Raw genomic sequence first — 17,265 nt, 5'->3', positions numbered from 1 at the left:
TATTCAGCTAATAAAATGGAGTACTATTTAGGTGAGACGAGACAGGTAGTAAGAAATCAGAAAAGAAAAAATGGAAAAAAACAAGTGGAAACCCTAATCTAACGCTTGATATCAAGGAATTCAAAAAAAGTCAATTGTTAGAAATGTAGGTCAAGTTTACTATGAAAAGAGAAAAGCAGCTCATATACGCATAAAAGGAGAAGAAGAAATGTTAGCGAAATTGATCTATGAAAATCCGCTGAATCAAGCAGCAGATATTCAACACTTTATTGCTGAAGGAGAGCCCAAAATTACTTTCCAAGACGGGATGATTCTGGCGAATACGTATTCTGAAGAATCAAACAAACAACCACATTTTGTTTTATGGCTGCCTCAACAATTTCCAGCGGACCTACGAATCACCTGGCAGTTTCAACCACTGGCTGAACCAGGCTTATGTATGCTCTTTTTTGCAGCAGCCAATCGCAAGGGTGGCTCGATCTTCGATTCTGGAGTACCCAAACGAACCGGGGCATATCCCGAGTATCATTCTGGAGGGATCGATGCTTACCACCTTTCTTATTTTCGAAGAAAGTATGAGGAGGAACGGGCGTTTGAAACGTGTAATTTGCGCAAAAGCCATGGGTTTCATCTGGTCGCCCAAGGCGCAGATCCACTTCCGAGTGTAGCAGATGCCCGAGGGTTTTATCACCTAAAAATCGATAAGGTAGGTGCAACGATTTCCTTTTGGATCAACGACTTATTGGTGTTAAGGTACCTTGATGAAGAACAGTTTGGTCCCGTATTAACCAAAGGAGCGATCGGATTTCGGCAAATGGCGCCAATGAAGGCCCGCTATAAAGACTTAAAGGTATATTCCTTAGAGGAGGAACGGTGATGAATTGGCAGAAAGCATATCAAGCAGCAGATTTTGTCTTTTATTGTTTGCTGATAAATGTAACCGTTATTATAGGTGCACTAGTAGGTGGGATCATCTTTGGACTGGCGCCTAGCGTACAAGCAGGATTCCACGTAGCAAAGAAAACCCTTAAACAGGAATCGCCGCCTTTTTTTCAAACGTTCTTTGGGTATTACCGCAGGAACTTTTGGCGATCGAATCGCTTGGGCTTACCGATCATTCTCTTTTATTTGTGCCCTATGATGGTGATCCAGCAAGGATTTTTAGCGGCATTGACTCAAACAGGCTTGATCCTATTGATCGTTAGCCAATGCGTCGCGATCGCTGTGATCAATACATTGCTTAGCATGTACGAATATTATGTGCTCCCAACGAAGAAGTACCTAGGCGCTTCGCTACGCTTTCTTTTTTTTCAACCTATTGGCACCTTTTTAGGCGTCCTTTGGTTTGGGATTTGTAGTACGATCAGCTTTTTTCTCCCCGGTCTCCTTCCATTTTTAAGTATTGGGATGTGGATCATTGGCACAATGGGGATTTACTTGAAATTATTTGATGAAAATGAACAAAAGCTAAAGCAACAAAACGATGCAGTTCAACCTGCAGAGAGGGAAGAGGAGGAAATCGAACATGGCATTGAAATGGCTCAAAAATAAACCTAAGGGAAAACGTGGGCTGAGTTTTGGGTATCCATGGGAAAAAGGAGCTTTACAACCTGAGGTTCTAAGGGAGGAACTGTTTTTGCTGGGGGAGGAACCGCTGCAAACGAAAGTACTGGCTTACTGGCCAGATGGCAGTGTGAAATGGACAGGACACAGTGGTCTGGTGGCAGAAACGACGCAGTTACTTTTTCAAAGAAAACAGCGTGTCCAGAAGAAACATGCGATTGCTAGGGAAGCTTACAACGGTATTTATTTTGACAACGGTACGATCAAAGGCTTCTTCCCGAAACATGGGGAAGGAAAAAATGTTTTGGACTGGGTAGCGGTCAATGGGCAGAAAAAATTGCAAGATCTTCACGCAATCCTGCAATACCAAAACAAAAAGGTGCAGTCCAAAGTAACGGACTTGATGTTGGAAGAAAATGGTTCAGAAAAAGCCGTTATCAAAGTAACGGGCGTCATTGAGATCAATCAAGAAGTGGTGCAAGAGTTTATTTTACGGTTCCGTATCTTTCGCGAAATCAGCAAATTGGAAATCATTCATACGGTCATTATCATCAAACCACTTGCTTATGAAGGCATGGGGATAGCATTTGATTATGCGTTGACAGGTGAAAATTGGAATCGACAAGTTAAATTTATTGCAGATGCTGTGTATCATGAAGCGGCACAATTGTTACTTTCACGGCGACACTATCAGCAAAACATTCCCTATCAAGAACAAGCCAGTGGACAGCTCGTTTCATTGACCTCAGCGGACGAGCCGATGCTGTCTCATGCGGTGGAAAATGCTATTTGGGACAATTTTCGGGTCAATCAAATCAATCATCGGTCATTTGAATTAGAAAAACAGACCGAAGCTGGGTACTGTTGGTTGCCCATTGGGGATGGCGAGCATTATTCTGGTACCTTTTACGCTGGGGGAGAAACCGGCGGCGTTGCTTGCAGCATGGAGAAATTTTGGGAAAAAGCACCATCTGCGATCGAGGTGACAGGCATCACCCAAAAAGAAACCCAAATCTCGATGTGGCAGTGGTCACCGAATGCCAAGCCAATGGATTTTCAACACTATTCCAAACGTGATCATATGCTTAGTGGATACGAAGGAATGGAAGAGATTCGTTCGACGGCAGTTGGCGTAGCAAATACGACGCGTTGCTGGTTGGATCTATATGAAGAAGCCCCGTCAGAAGAAGTGTTGCTGGGCTTAGCTCAAGAAAACCAAGAACCTGCCCAGATCGTTTCATTGCCAGAGCGTTATCAAGAGACGAAGGTTTTTGGCAGGATCAGTTTACCAGACGAATCAACGAAAACGAAACAGTTGCTGGAGCAACAATTGGCTAAGATGCGTCAATTCTATTTAGCAGAAGTCCAACAAAGAAGTTGGTATGGCTATTGGAACTATGGTGATGTCATGCATACCTATGATCAGTTTCGACACCAATGGCGCTACGATCTTGGTGGGTACGCTTGGCAAAACACTGAATTGGTCCCTAACATGTGGCTTTGGCTAGATTTCTTACGGACTGGTGATCCAAGCGTTTACTATCTGGCTGAAAGCATGACGAGACATACTTCAGAAGTCGATCAGTATCATGCTGGTGAATACAAAGGATTAGGGTCACGGCATAATGTCGTTCATTGGGGCTGCCAAGCAAAAGAAGTTCGAATTTCAATGGCGGGTCTCCATCGCTACTACTACTATTTGACAGCGGATGAACGCATTGGGGAGATTATGGAACAAGTCAAAGACAATGAAACCTATGCTTTTGATGCGTTACCACCGATGCGCGAGTTTTATGAACGAGAAACGAAGCGGATACCGATTCGCATCGGACCAGATTGGGCTGCGCTAGTCTCGAACTGGTTTACCCAGTGGGAACGGACGAATGATCCTGTTTACCTTGAAAAAATTCGCACGGGCATCACCTGCATCAAAGCCATGCCCCAGCGCCTATTGTCTGGTCCCACAGTGTTATTTGATCCACAAGACAAAACCTTATCTTATATGGGAACTGGGAATTTTGGCGGCTATCACATGGTCATCTCCTTTGGGGCGCCGCAAGTTTGGTTAGAACTTGCTCAAGTGCTGGAAGACCCCGAGTGGACAGAAATGTTAGGGGAGTTTGGCTGGTTTTATAGCTTGAGTCCTGAGAGAAAAGCAGAAGAATCAAACGGGGTACTGACGGAACCTCATTTTGCCTGGCCAATGTTTGCGTCGACGATGATGGCCTTTGCTGGGCGAGTGCGTAAGGATCAAGCAATCAGTCAAAGGGCTTGGCAGTTATTGCTTGATAATGACAAATCGGGTGTTCCATTGCCGATCGAAGCGACCATTGAAGCAGCGACAACGTGGAAAAAAATAAAAGAAATGCCGTGGGTATCGACCAATGTGTTGGCACAGTGGGGTCTAAATACGATTTGTTGTTTAGCATTGATCGGAGCGGAGTTAGAGGAGGAGAATGAATGGAAACAACAATAAAAAAAGTGCCGAAAACGAAAGAGCAATGGGGGAGTTTTCTCAACCATTTTAAACAAAATAAATGGCTCTATATTTTGACGATTCCTGGGATCATCTATTTTGCAGTATTTCGTTATGCACCGATGTATGGGTTGATCATTGCTTTCAAAGATTATGTGCCTTTTTTAGGAATCGCAGATAGTCCATGGGTTGGAACACAAAATTTTATGGATTTCTTCAATAATCCTGATTTCTTTCGGATCTTGTGGAACACGTTGATGATTGCCTTTTTAAACATCTTCTTTTCGTTTCCAGCACCCATCTTTTTGGCACTGTTACTGAATGAATTGCGCAACAAGCTGTTTCAGCGGACCATTCAAACCTTCGTCTATGTACCACATTTTCTTTCATGGACGATCGTCGTTAGTCTTTGGCATATCTTATTCAACATCGATCATGGAGCGATCACTCAATTTATCGCTTCGTTGACAGGCGTTGAAATCGACTTTCTCTCAGACCCGCAATGGTTCCGCCCCATGATCGTAATGCAATCGATTTGGAAAGAGATCGGTTGGGGGACTATTATTTATTTAGCTGCCTTATCAGGTGTAGATCAGGAACAATACGAAGCCGCGATCATGGATGGTGCAGGACGTTTCCGTCGTGTGTGGCACATCACTTTGCCTGCGATTCGTTCGACGATCATCATTATGCTGATCATGCGGATCGGGTCGATTTTGTCTACTGGGTTTGATCAGATTTTCTTGATGACCAATCAGTTGAACCGAACAGTAGCAGATGTTTTTGATACGTATGTGTATATGATGGGGATCACCAATGGCGCTTACAGTTACTCAACAGCCGTCGGATTATTTAAATCGATCGTTGGGATCATCCTCGTGCTTTGTACCAATAAATTAGCGAAACGCTTTGGCGAAAGCGGCTTATACTAAGGAGGAAAAAGATGGATACTTTACACAATACGAAGGCAGGGAAAATATTTGACATTTTTAATGCGCTATTTTTGGCATTGATTGGGTTATTCATGGTGATTCCTTTTATTTATGTGATCGCAGGTTCATTTGCTACGGAGTTAGAATTGACCACACGTTCGTTTTTCTTATGGCCAAATGAGATCAGTCTCGACTCCTATCGCTTTATTTTTTCAACCAACACCTTTATCCGTAGTTTGCTTGTAACGGTCGGCGTTACCATCGTTGGCACGCTGGTGCAGCTTTTCTGTACCTTCACCTTTGCCTATCCTTTATCACGCAAGCACCTAAAAGGACGGAACACCTTGTTGAATCTCGTGATTTTTGCAATGCTCTTTTCAGGTGGGATGATCCCAACGTTTATCGTGGTGAAAAATTTAGGACTGATCAATTCTTATTGGGCATTGATTTTGCCAATCGCGATCAATCCGTTCAACTTAATGATCATCAAAAACTTTTTCCAAGAAATGCCGATCGAATTGGAAGAATCCGCCAAGATGGATGGCTGTACGGAACTAGGGATCTTATGGAAAATCATTTTGCCTTTATCAAAACCAGTGATCGCGACCTTCACCCTTTTTTACGCCGTTGGTATCTGGAACGACTTCATGAGTGGATTGCTCTATATCAACGATTCAGCAAAATGGCCGATTCAGTTATTGTTAAGACAGATCACGATGGCCTCCAGTGGTGCCAATGCGTTAGCAAGTATGGACCCCAACTATGTGCCGCCTGAACAAGGAATCAAATTTGCAGTCATCATTGTGGCGACTTTGCCAATTTTGATCTTCTATCCGTTTTTGCAAAAACATTTTGCCAAAGGAATGCTGATTGGATCCGTCAAAGGATGATACACTTCAATAGTTGTGGATAGGTTGTCATGCGTTTTTTCGCATGACAATTTGTTACATAAAATCTATTACAAGGGTGTTTGGGAATGAAGTACTTTAAAACAGGCGGTTTTCATCGAAAACTGCAGCTAGCCAGTCTATGGATCGTCGTGCCGCTATTAGCCGTTGCAATTTTTTTGCATGCCTATTTGATCGGACCATTACAACGATCGTATCAAGAACTAAACAATCGCCAAGTCGAAGGAATCGTTAGTAACATCAACCAACAGTTCTCGCAGCTGGAAGTGACTTTAAGCGTTTGGGGGCAATCGTTTCAAAGGCGCTACCAAGAAGATTTATTGGAAACGACGAATTATCAGACGTTGATCCAGCTGTCGGAAGAATTGTTTTACTTAACTAATAGCTCCAATTATGTCAATCGAATCGGTATTTATTCGCTCGGAGAGGCGCCCTTTGGGATTGAAAGTGGCGGCACGTATGAATTAACGCTCGAGCAAACCAAAACAGCATTTGAACGCTATCGGATCGATAATGGTAGGCAGTATCAGTGGAAGATCATTGAAGAAGAGGATGAATTGATTTTTGTACAAAATATTGATAGCCAAGGCGAAGATCAGCCTAAAATTTTTTTAGTTGCAACGATCGACGAGCAATCATTGTTAAAGTATTTTTATGATACCCAAATTGAAAATGGACTCGCAGCGATTTCCTTTAATCATGAGAGTTTTCGTTTTATTGGCGATCAGAACTTAGCGAATGTTATCCAACCGCTGAGTGAGGAGCATCAAGGAACCTGGGTCGAATCGATCAATGGCAATGATTATAGCATGATCGCCGTAAACAGTACGCGACTCAACCAAATATGGACGTTTTATACCGTCGTTCCCTTAGCATTGATTACCGAGCCAGTCACTCATTTGGCTAGAGTGCTGATCGTCGTAAGTATTCTTTTTATTGCTTGTGTGGCAGTCATGAGTCTCTTTTTGGCAAAAAAACAATACCAACCTTTTGAAAAAACGATGGATCAGCTCTTTGGTAATACCCAATGGAAAAAAGAAAACGATCTGGAGTTTTTGGTGGACCGTTGGCAACAATTAAGTCGGGAAAAAGGATTGCTACAAAATCAGGCGGAACGCTTTCAAGATTCGCTGAAGCGGCAAGTGATCCAACATTTGATGGAAGGGTATTATGGCTATTTGTCAGAGAAAGAATCGCAACAATTACTGCAGCAAAAAAACTGGCGCTTAAGTGACCAAGGGTATCGCCTGTTTTATTTCCAACTCAATGATCTATTAAGCAATCAAGCAAATTCACAAGATGAAACCCACATTTTGTTTGCGCTAGAAAACATTATAACGGATGTCACAGCCATGTTTTTCCCAGAATCAACCATCGTTTCGTCAAATGAAGGGCGGATTTTGGTTTTTGTGGTCAATCAAGAGCAGCAACTGACAGATTACTTCACGATGGTCACCAAGCAAATCAATTTGATCGTCTGCCGTTATGTCACCATCGTTAGTTCGCAACAAGAAACTGAGATTCGCAAGTTGCCTGAAGTTGCCCAACGTCTCAAAAAGCAAATCCATCTGCAACGGTTGATTCCCGAAAATCAAGTGCTTCAAGGAGAGAAAATGCGTCCGCTGCCGAAGTATTCTCTTTCGCAAGAAAACTTGATTTTAACAGCGCTGAAAAGTGGCTATCATGAAGAATTGCAACGAAGTGTCCAGCGGTTTTTGGAACAGGTCGTGGCAGAAAACAATCAACAGGCTGCGGTGATCTATGTGGTCAATCGACTGTACGATCAAGTCGATTACCTTTTAAATGAAAATGGTGTCTCACGAACGGATTATGTATCGAAAACGGTTGTTTTAGAACGAATCGAACGACTTTTGGACATCAATCAGATTCAAGCCTTTTTGTACCATCATTTCTTAAAGCCCGTCTCCATCCTCTGGCAAGAAAATGTCGCTAATTCTTATAGTGAAATGATCCAAAAAGTAGCGGAGTACATCCAATCTGATTTTCGCAATGAACAAATTTCGTTAGAATATGTTGCGGATCGTTTCGAAGTAGACCCAATCTTTTTGAGTAAGGAGTTCAAGCGTGCCAAGCAGGTCAACTTTATTGATTATTTAACCAGCGTTCGCATCGTAGAAGCGAAACGGCAGTTGCTAGAAACCGATCATCAAATCAATGAAATCGCAGAAAACCTTGGGTATAATCCCAGTTACTTCAATCGTTTATTTAAAAAGTGCACGGGAATGACCCCAGGACAATATCGAAAAGGTCAGAGCTGATCACTGTTGGTTGCTGCGGAAAAGCTCGTATTTTCGCAGCTTTTGCTCTGATTTTTCTATGTTTTCGTCAGCCAATGTTTTGTATAATAGAAAAGAAAGCGATTTCTAATACAGCTTAAGTTCAGCAAGAAAACCAGCAGACTTGTCAAAGCTGTTGGAAATCTGATAGTAAATAGATGGAGGAAGAAAAGAAATGAAAATCGTTCTAGGCGGAGATTCAACCATGGCGGATTATCCCCTTGATCAACAGCCAATGATGGGCTGGGGACAAGCCTTACCAAGCTATCTACCCCCAGAAGTAAACGTACGCAATTTTGCAAAAAACGGCAGTACGACTCGTTCGTTTATCGAAGAAGGGTTGTTTGAGCAACTCCTGCAAGAAGTCGAACCGAATACAGTCGTCCTACTGCAATTTGGACATAATGACCAAAAAGAGAAAAATCATGTCACGATGGAGGCGTACATTGCTCATTTGACAGACATGATCCGTCAAATCAAAGAAAAAGCAGGAATCCCGATCCTGTGTACACCTGTTGAACGGCGGGTAGGAGAAGAGGGACGATTGGCGCATACGTTGTCAGCATTTTTACCTGTCTTAAGAGAACTTAGTCGAACGGAAGAAGTAGTTTTGTTTGATTTAAATCGCTATACCTATCATTATTATGACACATTAGGACTAGAAGCTTCCAAAGCACTCTTTGTTTGGTTAGCACCGAATGAGCACCCCAATTATCCTGCAGGTCTTGCAGATGATACCCACTTTTCAAAGCTCGGGGCGCATATGATCGCTCGCTATGTAGCGATTCGTCTACAGGCGTTTTTCCATGAGCAACCACTGTTTCCTGATATTTATTACGGCGCCTGCATGTATCCAGAAGTCTGGTCGGAAGAAATCATGCAAAGTGATAGTCACACGATGAAAACGTTGGGCATGAATTTTGCTAGAATTGGGGAATTCATGTGGCGCGATTTGGAGCCTCAACCTGGAGAATATGATTTTTCGTTGTTGGAACGTGCGCTAGAACAGTACCAAGCAAATGGCATCGATGTTTGCTTATGTATTCCAACGCCGACCCCACCCCGCTGGTTTACAAAACAGTACCCAGAAGCATTGGTCACTAACCAAGATGGAACGAAGATGCATCACGGCTCAAGACAGCATGTCTGTACCAACAACGAGGACTTTCGCCGTTATGCCTATCGTTTGACGAGAAAAATCGCTGAGATTGCCGAAAAACATGAAAATGTCGTTATGTTGCAATTGGACAATGAGTTTAAATGTCATGTCGATCTATGTTACTGTACGACGTGTCAAACGCGTTGGCATACGTATTTAAAAGACAGCTATCAATCCGTGACTAACCTCAATGAGTGTTGGGGAACGAAGGTGTGGAGTGAGTGGTATGACGCATTTGAGGATGTCGTCTTGCCGCTAACAACCCCATTTTTGCATAATTCTTCCTTGATGAATGCCTTTCGCCGCTTTACCACTGATACGTTGAATGAGTTTGCGCATGATCTTTGTCATTTTATCCGAATGGAGACCGCGTTACCCATTACCCATAACTCCGCTTTTGGGTTTAACTTGCAAAATGATGAGCTATTTGCTGATTTAGATATTGCTGGTTTTGATACGTATGCACCGGCAGACAACTATCCAGCGTATACCATGAACTTGGATCGTTGGCGGAATGTCAAACCGCGCAACAAGGAAATGTTATTGTTAGAAACTTGTACTGCCAATGCAGGTCATATTGAAAATTATGCGGCACCTCGTCCTCATGGGTTTGTCACAAGTGAAGCGTTCGTTGGCTATGCTGGTAATTTGAAATCCTTCTGCTTTTGGCATTTTCGTGGACATCGCTATGGTGTGGAGCAACCCCATAGTGCCGTGTTAACTGCTTGGGGAGAGCCAGATCGTGGGTATGAAGAGGTAGTTCGGATTGGCGAACTAAGACAACAGATCGCACCACTTTTAGCGGAAACGAAGTATGTATCGGCAAAAATAGCCATTATCTACTCGGATTACTCGAAACGTTTTTACACGATCGATCATGGGGGTGTTTATGATTATCGCAGCGTGTTTACCGAATTTTACGGCAGTCTGATTCGCCAAGGGATTCGTGTAGAAATTATTCAAGAAAATAGTCCGTTAGAAGAGTATGATGTTGTTCTTGCCCCATTTGTTCGTTGGATCAGTCCTACCTTGTTGAAAAAATTTGCCGCCTTTACTGAAGCAGGAGGCAAGCTGATTTTAGGCCCGATGACGGGGGATCGGACAAAAGAGCTGGCGTGGCCAGCGACGAATGGCTTAGATCGTTTAGGAGAATGGCTCGGGTTTGACCAAATCCAGCAGTTTACGGTGAAAGGACTGACTTATCAGCTAACCTATGACGGCCTAAAAGAACCTTTGGATCATTTGGTCACAGTTTTTCACTGCCCAGAAGATTGGGAAACGATCGGACGAGGGAATGACCAAACGCTACTAGCTAAGAAACAACTGGCTCAAGGAGAGATCATCTATTTAGGTGCGCTACCTAGCAATTTACCAGACAGTTTGATATGGCAGTCGTTTTGTCGCAAAGAACTTTTCCCTTATGAATCAGAGCGCCAGTTGATCAAATGTTCGGAAGGTGTGATGAAGTATCGCCGAGAGTCAGCGACCCATGTCCAACTCTGGATCAGTAACTTAGGGCTGACGACAGCTGACTTTACCTTACATCTCCCCGGGTTCGAACGCTTATCAGGTGAAGCGCTGGCGCGGGGTAACCATAGGCTAGAACCTTATGAAAATTTGATTATTGAATGGGAAAAAATAGTAGAAAGCGAGGAGTCAGATGATTCATTTAGCGATCCGAGGGCATGACCTCTCAGGAGAATATACACCAAAGCAGTTAGCACAAGCGGTAGGTGCAAAGAAAATAAAAAACGTTCAGTTTGCCTTGAATGCGTCTTTTCCAGATCTAAGTGCTCCTGAAAAGATGAATCCAGGTATGGGGACCTTCTTCAAGAATGAATTCCAAGAACAAGGCGTTCAAATCGCTTTGTTAAGTTGTTATAGTAACTTGATTCATCCCGAACCAGAGGAACGAGAAAAAATCTTACAGAAATTTGAGCGCTATTTATTCCATGCCCGTTATTTTGGTGCCAGCATGGTGGCTTCAGAAACAGGCTCAGTCATTGCCGCACTGGGATATAGTGAAGAGAATTTTTCAGATGAGGTTTTTGAAGACTTGATCCATGTGATCCAGCGACTCGTTCGAGTGGGAGAAAAATATCAAATCATGGTAGGGATCGAAGCCGGACTGAATCATCCGCTGTATTCGAATCAGCGCATCGCCGAGCTGATTGAACGTGTTCCTTCTGATTATTTAGGGATCATTTATGATCCAACGAATTTGATCACCGCAAAAACGGCTGCTGATCAAGTCGCATTGGTAGAAGAAGCATTTACTCTTTTCGGAGAGAAAATCGTCTGCTTGCACCTAAAGGATTTTCAACTCTCGGGAGAAGAAGTGATCCCTGTCCCGTTAGGTGAGGGACAAATACGGTATCCAGAAATTTTACAGCTTCTGATCAAACACAAGCCATACTGTTACGTGGTGCTAGAAGAAACAAAAGACGCTGGGATCGATCGTGCGGTGGCGTTGATTGAAGAGAGAGTTGGACAGGGGGGCTCTTACAACTAACACAATATTTTCAAATAACTGCTTGATAACGAAAGCACGTACTGCTAGAAAAGCCAGTACGTGCTTTTTTCGTATGGTTTTCATTTCATTGACAATCAATCGTACCGAATAATTCGTAGCCTTTTTGGCTAGGGCTTTTGGAGATCATTTTTATTGCCAGCCAAAATCTTTCAGACATTCGATCACATCATTTTGAGAAGAAGATAGTGACAGACCATGGCTTTTTATTTTTTCAGTGGCTAAACGAAGATCACGAGGCGCCTGTGCGTAACGTTCCTCATCTGGCAAAACATACTTTCTACATAATTTTTCATCAAAGCCAAGCTCTTTGGCAATAAATGTCGCGAACGCATAGGTAGACAGTGAGTTCGTACTAGAAAAATGATAAATGCCAGTTGGTAGTTGAAGGATTTTTTCAGGCTGATCAGCAAATTTTTTGGCGTAAGTGAGTCCCCTTACCTCATGTACTGGAAAAGAGGTTGGCTGCTGATACAAGAAGGCGCTTATTACCTGCTTGAGAATATTCGGGCTGGCAGAGACTTCGGGATAAGAAAGACCCATCATCCATGAAAGGCGTAAGATCAAATAATCGCAATCAAAGGTTCTTAGGAAGGTTTCGACCGCTAGTTTTTGTTGCCCATAGATCGATGCGCTTTTGGGCGAATCCGATTCTGAATAGGGACCGACTGCGTTATCGTTGAAGACTTGTTCAGTACTTAAAAAAATGAAGCGAGCATTCTTTTTTTTACAAATCTTTGCTAATTCAATTGCACTGTCCGTGTTCACTTTTTTTGTTTCAAAGGGATGTGCTTCACAGTCGGCCGTTTGGGTACGTGCAGCGGTATGGATGAGTATGTCAAACGTTTGCTTTTCAAAAAACTTATTGACGGCAGCTAAATCTTCATAATCGACATCCTTACGAGTGATAGGAAGAAATGTGAAGGTTTCGTGATTCTGTTTCTGAATCAAAGAGGCTAAATAGCCGTTGGCTCCGGTAATCGCGATCGTAGTCATATACTCCTCCTTAAATAGTTATATATCCATCCAATGCGTCTGCTTTTAGTGTTTCGATGATTGAGATACCAGAACTTGTCCCAATGCGACTTGCTCCGAGTTGGATCATTTTTAAGAATGTTTCTGCATCACGGATACCACCTGCAGCTTTGATCGCTACATCCTCTCCTACATATTGTTTCATGAGTGTTATATCCTCGAAAGTCGCCCCAGATGGTGCAAATCCAGTGGAGGTTTTAATAAAATCTGGTCTGATTTCTTTGGCGATCTGACAAAGTGCAATCTTTTCTTCCTGAGTTAAATACGCATTCTCAAAAATAACTTTGGAAATAACTTGTTTTTCTCGGCACAAAGAAACGATGGTTTGCATTTCTTCTTTAAGATAATCCCAATTTTGGGCTTTTACTTCAGTGATATTGATAACATAGTCGATTTCTGTCGCACCATTTTCTATTGCATCTTTTGTTTCAAAGGCTTTTGCTGCAATTGATGTTTGTCCTAACGGAAATCCTATTGCTGCACCAATCCCAATATCCGTTTCTTTTAAGTGGGTATAGCATCGGTTAGATTGAACTTGGTTGATGGCAACCATTTTAAAGTGATACTCTTTTGCTTCCTCACACAAAATCTTTAAGTCTTCTTCGGTTGCAAATGGTTTTAAGTTTGTATGATCAATGAAACGAGCCAATTGATCAATCGAAAATTTTTTCATGGTTTCCCCTCCTGATATGTAATTACAAATCAGATGATACTTCACAATAACTTTTTTGTCAAATAGTTAAATATATTAATTTTACCATATTGACAACGCTTACCTGGTAGGTTTAGTATAAGGGTAACAATTTTATTTGTAATTACATAATGGAGGGGAAACAATGAAAGTGATCGTAGCATCTCATGGAAACTTTGGAACAGGGTTATTACAGAGCTATCAAATGATTGCTGGGGAGAATGATCAGTTGATAGCGATTCAGTTGACAGATGCAGGTGTAGAGGCGTTCAAAAAACAGTTCTATCAAGTAATGGAACAATTGAAGGAAGAGGAGGTTTTGATTCTTACAGATATCAAAGGAGGAACGCCTTTCAATGTTTCTTATAATTACTTATTAGAGCAAAAGAAACCAATCAAATTAGTTGCTGGTATGAATCTACCCATGCTCTTGGAAGTTGGTTTAGCAGTGGGAAGTCGATCGTTCGATGCTTTGTTTGATTTAGCGATTGCTGCAGGTAAAGATGGGGTGACTTTTATCGAGGACGATAATGAATTTGAGGATGAGAATATATTTTAAAGATAGGGGAGATTGAAGATGACAATAACTTTAGCACGTGTGGATGATCGAGTGATTCATGGGCAGACAACAACGAGATGGACAAAGTCACGACCGGTACAAGGAATTCTTGTTGTTGGCGATGATATCGCTCAAGATGAATTACGTAAAAAAGTCTTGAAGGCAGCTGCAGGTAATTTAAAACTAGGTATTTATACGACTGAGCAAGCAATAGAAAGTATCCCAAAAGGGAAACAATCGGAGAAAAATTTTTTCTTGATCAGTAATTCTCCACAAACATTTGCTGAACTTGTAAAACTGGGGGTTGATTTTGGAAAACAACTAAATGTTGGGCCTATGAATACAAGAGAAGGTGCAAAAGTATTAGGTAGAACCGTAGCTATTGATCAAAAGGATTATGAGGCATTCGAGTATATCACATCAAAAGGAATCGAAGTTTTGTTTCAACTATTGCCAGATGATGATAGTAAAAGCTGGGAAACAATGAAGAAAAAATACGATTCTCTAGGATAAGGAGGAGACAAAATGAATGGGAGTTTATTATTGCCAGCATTGTTAACGGGGATATTCTGCTATTTAGGTGCGATTGAAAGTCCGTGGCTTTTTGGGATGAGTGGAGGGTTCTATGTTGTTGGCCGTCCGCTTATCGCAGGGTTTCTAACAGGGATCGCATTTGGGGATATTCAGGCGGGTGTTCTATGTGGATTAGCGGTTCAGGCAGTTTTCATTGCCAATCTTTCGACAGGGGGCGCGACAAATAGTGAAATTACCTATGCTGCTTATGGTGGCATCGGACTTGCATTAGCGACGACTAAAGATCCAGCAGTTGCAGTTACCTTAGCAATTTTAATTGGCCAAACATTTGGATTGATTTTTTATAATACACGAATGGCTTTGTATTCATTCTGGAATACGCGTGCTCAGACTGCGGCTGAAACGATCGATGAGCGAGGGATCGTCATGAACCATATCGTTTATCCACAGATCACAACCTTTTTGTTGAGAGCTGTCCCCATTTTTGCGGCGATTTTCTTTGGCCGAGGATTGGTTGATTGGTTGTTAAACAATGTCCCAGATGTCGTTACGGATATTATTTCTGTTTTAGGCGGCGTGCTACCTGCCTTGGGGATCGCAATGTTGATGGGGATCGTCATTAAAGAAAAAGCACATTTAGTGTTCTTTTTTGCAGGGTTTGTTTTGATGGCATTTGCCAATCTGAATATGATCGCACTTGTTTTCTTAGCGGCGATGGTTGCTTATATCGTTTATTTGAGTACAGGGAAGACCACGATGACTCAAACGGCTCCAGAGGTTCAAGGAACAAATGTAGCTTATGAAGATGATGATTTGTTTTAGGAGGGGTTAATTATGGAGAATACATTAAGTAAAAAAGAATTGCGTAGCATATGGCGTCGTTGGGGATTCACTCATTTGTCGTCCATGAGTTATGAGAAATTGCAAGCACACGCATGGGCATATTCTTATATTCCATTTGCTGAAAAATATTACAAAAATGATCCTGAGGCAAAACGACGCTTGTTTTTGCGGCATTCAATGTTTTACAATACAGAACCTCAAACGGGACAACTGATCAATGGAATCGTGGCTTCATTGGAAGAAAAAATTGCTTTAGGTGCAGATGTACCAGAAGAAATGCCAATCAATATCAAAACTACATTGATGGGGCCACTCGCAGGAATCGGCGATTCAATCATTCAGGGAATTATTGTTCCAATCCTCTTGTCCATTGCAATGGGATTAGCTGCAGGTGGGAATCCATTAGGTCCACTCTTTTATTTAGTGAGCTATGGCATTATTGGACCATTGATTTCGTATATTTGTTTCATGAATGGTTATCGATTAGGTGTAAATGCGATCGATGTCATTGTTGGGGAAAATGCGAAACGAATCACTGATGCATTCAATATACTTGGGGTGATGGTAGTTGGCGGCTTAGCTGCATCCAATATTGCGTTGACGACTGCCCTTGAAATCCCAATGGGTGAGGAGGTTCAGGCACTACAAACCGTATTAGATGGGATTTTCCCTAAGATTCTCCCCCTAGCAATGGTTTTACTTGCTTGGTATCTCTTGACCTCAAAACAAATGACTGCAACAAAAGTGATCTTAGTATTGACGGTTATTTCTGCAGTAGGCGTTATCATCGGTGTGTTTTAGCAGGCGTTTGCCCAAGCAGATTAAGGAGGAATCGTTGTGTATATTTTAGTCCCTGAATTACGAGAGCGAATATGGGGAACACCTCGTTTGAAGCACTATATTTCCAGCGCAAGTGCCAAAGTTGGCTCGATCTATTCTCTGAGCGGAATTCCAGAGATTGATTGCAAAGTGAGAGATCAGGAGGTGACTTTGAACCAACTGATCCAAGAAAACCCAGCGAAGTTTGGCTTGCCGCTAGGAGCAGTTTATCCTCTGATCATTTCTTTTACGGCTTGTGATGAAGACCTGAGTATTCAAGTACATCCGACAGACCAAGTAGCAAGAGAAAAGGAAGGGATGCCTTATGGGAAAAGTGAAGCATGGTATTTTCTAGAAGCTCCGGAGAAAAAGTGGATCTATGCTGAACAACGGATTGCCGATAAAAAAAGTTTAGTACAAGCGATCGCTCAGGGAAGCTATTCTCGTCTATTAAAGGAATATCCCGTGTCCCGAGAAGATTTGATCTATATTCCCTCAGGCACGATCCACGCTCTGACCAAAGGAGCATTGGTCTATGAAATCCAGCAAGCAACCGACATTACGTATCGGTTTTATGATTACGACCGAACCGATGAATTTGGCAAAAAAAGACAATTACATGTAAAACGTGCAGTAGAAACGCTACAACCGATGCAAAAAGTCACCAAGACAACTTTTAAACTTGGAGAAGAAGTTCAACTAAGAGAATTCACGATCAAGCACTTAGTTGTCGAACAGACACTCAAGAATTCAGCTGATGTAGCGAGTGTCGTAACGATAGTAAATGGTGAGTTAAAAATAGCGGGATCAGTGTGTCAGTCGGGACAAAGTATTTTACTGTTGCCTCATGAGTGCATCTCAATAATTGGAAAAGCTGAAGCCATTATAGCGACTCCTCATATTTATTGGTCATCCTAAC

At 42.2% G+C, this 17,265-nt stretch carries 15 protein-coding genes; 13 read left to right on the top strand and 2 right to left on the bottom strand.

Translation table 11 applies throughout. The features are described 5' to 3' along the window. Nucleotides 1-208: 208 nt before the first annotated feature. The 8 genes from IGI72_RS14185 to IGI72_RS14150 all read left to right on the top strand — a co-directional run bounded on the left by IGI72_RS14185 (nt 209) and on the right by IGI72_RS14150 (nt 11,847). Nucleotides 209-877, top strand: coding sequence for a DUF1961 family protein (locus IGI72_RS14185; RefSeq protein ID WP_252709295.1), 669 nt, complete (start codon nt 209-211; stop codon nt 875-877). Next, complete coding sequence (locus tag IGI72_RS14180; protein WP_010749862.1) at nt 877-1,551, top strand: YesL family protein; 675 nt, start codon at nt 877-879, stop codon at nt 1,549-1,551. The genes IGI72_RS14185 and IGI72_RS14180 overlap by 1 nt, the downstream gene beginning before the upstream one ends. Beyond that, a complete protein-coding gene (locus IGI72_RS14175) occupies nt 1,526-4,039 on the top strand; it encodes a hypothetical protein (protein ID WP_438754638.1) in 2,514 nt (837 codons plus the stop codon). Before IGI72_RS14180 ends, IGI72_RS14175 begins: the two co-directional genes overlap by 26 nt. After that, nucleotides 4,024-4,971, top strand: coding sequence for an ABC transporter permease (locus IGI72_RS14170; protein ID WP_005234199.1), 948 nt, complete (start codon nt 4,024-4,026; stop codon nt 4,969-4,971). Before IGI72_RS14175 ends, IGI72_RS14170 begins: the two co-directional genes overlap by 16 nt. Nucleotides 4,972-4,982: 11 nt before the next feature. Further along, complete coding sequence (locus IGI72_RS14165; protein WP_005234200.1) at nt 4,983-5,861, top strand: carbohydrate ABC transporter permease; 879 nt, start codon at nt 4,983-4,985, stop codon at nt 5,859-5,861. Nucleotides 5,862-5,947: 86 nt separating this feature from the next. Further along, a complete protein-coding gene (locus IGI72_RS14160; RefSeq protein WP_438754637.1) occupies nt 5,948-8,158 on the top strand; it encodes a helix-turn-helix transcriptional regulator in 2,211 nt (736 codons plus the stop codon). Between the two features lie 193 nt (nt 8,159-8,351). Beyond that, nucleotides 8,352-11,024, top strand: coding sequence for a beta-galactosidase (locus tag IGI72_RS14155; protein ID WP_438754636.1), 2,673 nt, complete (start codon nt 8,352-8,354; stop codon nt 11,022-11,024). Further along, the gene (locus IGI72_RS14150; protein WP_213356853.1) at nt 10,996-11,847 is read left to right on the top strand and encodes a sugar phosphate isomerase/epimerase family protein; all 852 of its coding nucleotides are present in this window, start codon (nt 10,996-10,998) and stop codon (nt 11,845-11,847) included. Before IGI72_RS14155 ends, IGI72_RS14150 begins: the two co-directional genes overlap by 29 nt. Nucleotides 11,848-11,997: 150 nt before the next feature. Here the strand turns inward: IGI72_RS14150 and IGI72_RS14145 are convergent, their stop codons facing one another. Together IGI72_RS14145 and deoC are read right to left on the bottom strand one after the other, a co-directional pair. Next, nucleotides 11,998-12,861 carry an SDR family oxidoreductase gene (locus IGI72_RS14145; protein ID WP_438754634.1) on the bottom strand — a complete coding sequence of 288 codons (864 nt, stop codon included), beginning with the start codon at nt 12,859-12,861 and terminating at the stop codon, nt 11,998-12,000. A gap of 10 nt (nt 12,862-12,871) precedes the next feature. Then, nucleotides 12,872-13,573 carry a deoxyribose-phosphate aldolase gene (gene deoC / locus IGI72_RS14140; RefSeq protein WP_005234205.1) on the bottom strand — a complete coding sequence of 234 codons (702 nt, stop codon included), beginning with the start codon at nt 13,571-13,573 and terminating at the stop codon, nt 12,872-12,874. Nucleotides 13,574-13,736: 163 nt separating this feature from the next. On the opposite strand from deoC, the gene IGI72_RS14135 reads away from it, so the two are divergent. From IGI72_RS14135 to IGI72_RS14115, 5 genes are read left to right on the top strand one after another with little or no spacing between them, the layout of a single operon-like run. Continuing rightward, nucleotides 13,737-14,150, top strand: coding sequence for a PTS sugar transporter subunit IIA (locus IGI72_RS14135; protein WP_123833593.1), 414 nt, complete (start codon nt 13,737-13,739; stop codon nt 14,148-14,150). Nucleotides 14,151-14,168: 18 nt separating this feature from the next. Further along, nucleotides 14,169-14,663, top strand: a complete 495-nt coding sequence (locus IGI72_RS14130; RefSeq protein WP_096741589.1) for a PTS system mannose/fructose/N-acetylgalactosamine-transporter subunit IIB — start codon at nt 14,169-14,171, stop codon at nt 14,661-14,663. A gap of 12 nt (nt 14,664-14,675) precedes the next feature. Beyond that, on the top strand, nt 14,676-15,506 hold the full coding sequence (locus IGI72_RS14125) for a PTS mannose/fructose/sorbose/N-acetylgalactosamine transporter subunit IIC (protein ID WP_123833592.1): 831 nt from the start codon (nt 14,676-14,678) through the stop codon (nt 15,504-15,506). A 12-nt stretch (nt 15,507-15,518) separates the two neighbouring features. Next, a complete protein-coding gene (locus tag IGI72_RS14120; RefSeq protein WP_005234209.1) occupies nt 15,519-16,328 on the top strand; it encodes a PTS system mannose/fructose/sorbose family transporter subunit IID in 810 nt (269 codons plus the stop codon). 36 nt (nt 16,329-16,364) lie between these two features. Next, on the top strand, nt 16,365-17,264 hold the full coding sequence (locus IGI72_RS14115) for a class I mannose-6-phosphate isomerase (RefSeq protein ID WP_096741587.1): 900 nt from the start codon (nt 16,365-16,367) through the stop codon (nt 17,262-17,264). The last annotated feature ends 1 nt before the right edge of the window (nt 17,265 follow it).

The sequence above is a fragment of the Enterococcus sp. DIV1059_2 genome, from assembly GCF_051713685.1.
In the GTDB taxonomy this organism is placed as follows: Bacteria; Bacillota; Bacilli; order Lactobacillales; family Enterococcaceae; genus Enterococcus_D; species Enterococcus_D casseliflavus.
The sequence above is the reverse complement of the archived record's forward strand: the minus strand, read 5'-3'. Positions and strand labels throughout refer to the sequence as shown.

What these genes read in the sequence shown, in the direction of transcription:
- IGI72_RS14185 (WP_252709295.1), top strand. Translation starts at nt 209, where the DNA reads ATGTTAGCGAAATTGATCTATGAAAATCCGCTGAATCAAGCAGCAGAT.
- IGI72_RS14180 (WP_010749862.1), top strand. Translation starts at nt 877, where the DNA reads ATGAATTGGCAGAAAGCATATCAAGCAGCAGATTTTGTCTTTTATTGT.
- IGI72_RS14175 (WP_438754638.1), top strand. Translation starts at nt 1,526, where the DNA reads ATGGCATTGAAATGGCTCAAAAATAAACCTAAGGGAAAACGTGGGCTG.
- IGI72_RS14170 (WP_005234199.1), top strand. Translation starts at nt 4,024, where the DNA reads ATGGAAACAACAATAAAAAAAGTGCCGAAAACGAAAGAGCAATGGGGG.
- IGI72_RS14165 (WP_005234200.1), top strand. Translation starts at nt 4,983, where the DNA reads ATGGATACTTTACACAATACGAAGGCAGGGAAAATATTTGACATTTTT.
- IGI72_RS14160 (WP_438754637.1), top strand. Translation starts at nt 5,948, where the DNA reads ATGAAGTACTTTAAAACAGGCGGTTTTCATCGAAAACTGCAGCTAGCC.
- IGI72_RS14155 (WP_438754636.1), top strand. Translation starts at nt 8,352, where the DNA reads ATGAAAATCGTTCTAGGCGGAGATTCAACCATGGCGGATTATCCCCTT.
- IGI72_RS14150 (WP_213356853.1), top strand. Translation starts at nt 10,996, where the DNA reads ATGATTCATTTAGCGATCCGAGGGCATGACCTCTCAGGAGAATATACA.
- IGI72_RS14145 (WP_438754634.1), bottom strand. Translation starts at nt 12,861, where the DNA reads ATGACTACGATCGCGATTACCGGAGCCAACGGCTATTTAGCCTCTTTG.
- deoC (WP_005234205.1), bottom strand. Translation starts at nt 13,573, where the DNA reads ATGAAAAAATTTTCGATTGATCAATTGGCTCGTTTCATTGATCATACA.
- IGI72_RS14135 (WP_123833593.1), top strand. Translation starts at nt 13,737, where the DNA reads ATGAAAGTGATCGTAGCATCTCATGGAAACTTTGGAACAGGGTTATTA.
- IGI72_RS14130 (WP_096741589.1), top strand. Translation starts at nt 14,169, where the DNA reads ATGACAATAACTTTAGCACGTGTGGATGATCGAGTGATTCATGGGCAG.
- IGI72_RS14125 (WP_123833592.1), top strand. Translation starts at nt 14,676, where the DNA reads ATGAATGGGAGTTTATTATTGCCAGCATTGTTAACGGGGATATTCTGC.
- IGI72_RS14120 (WP_005234209.1), top strand. Translation starts at nt 15,519, where the DNA reads ATGGAGAATACATTAAGTAAAAAAGAATTGCGTAGCATATGGCGTCGT.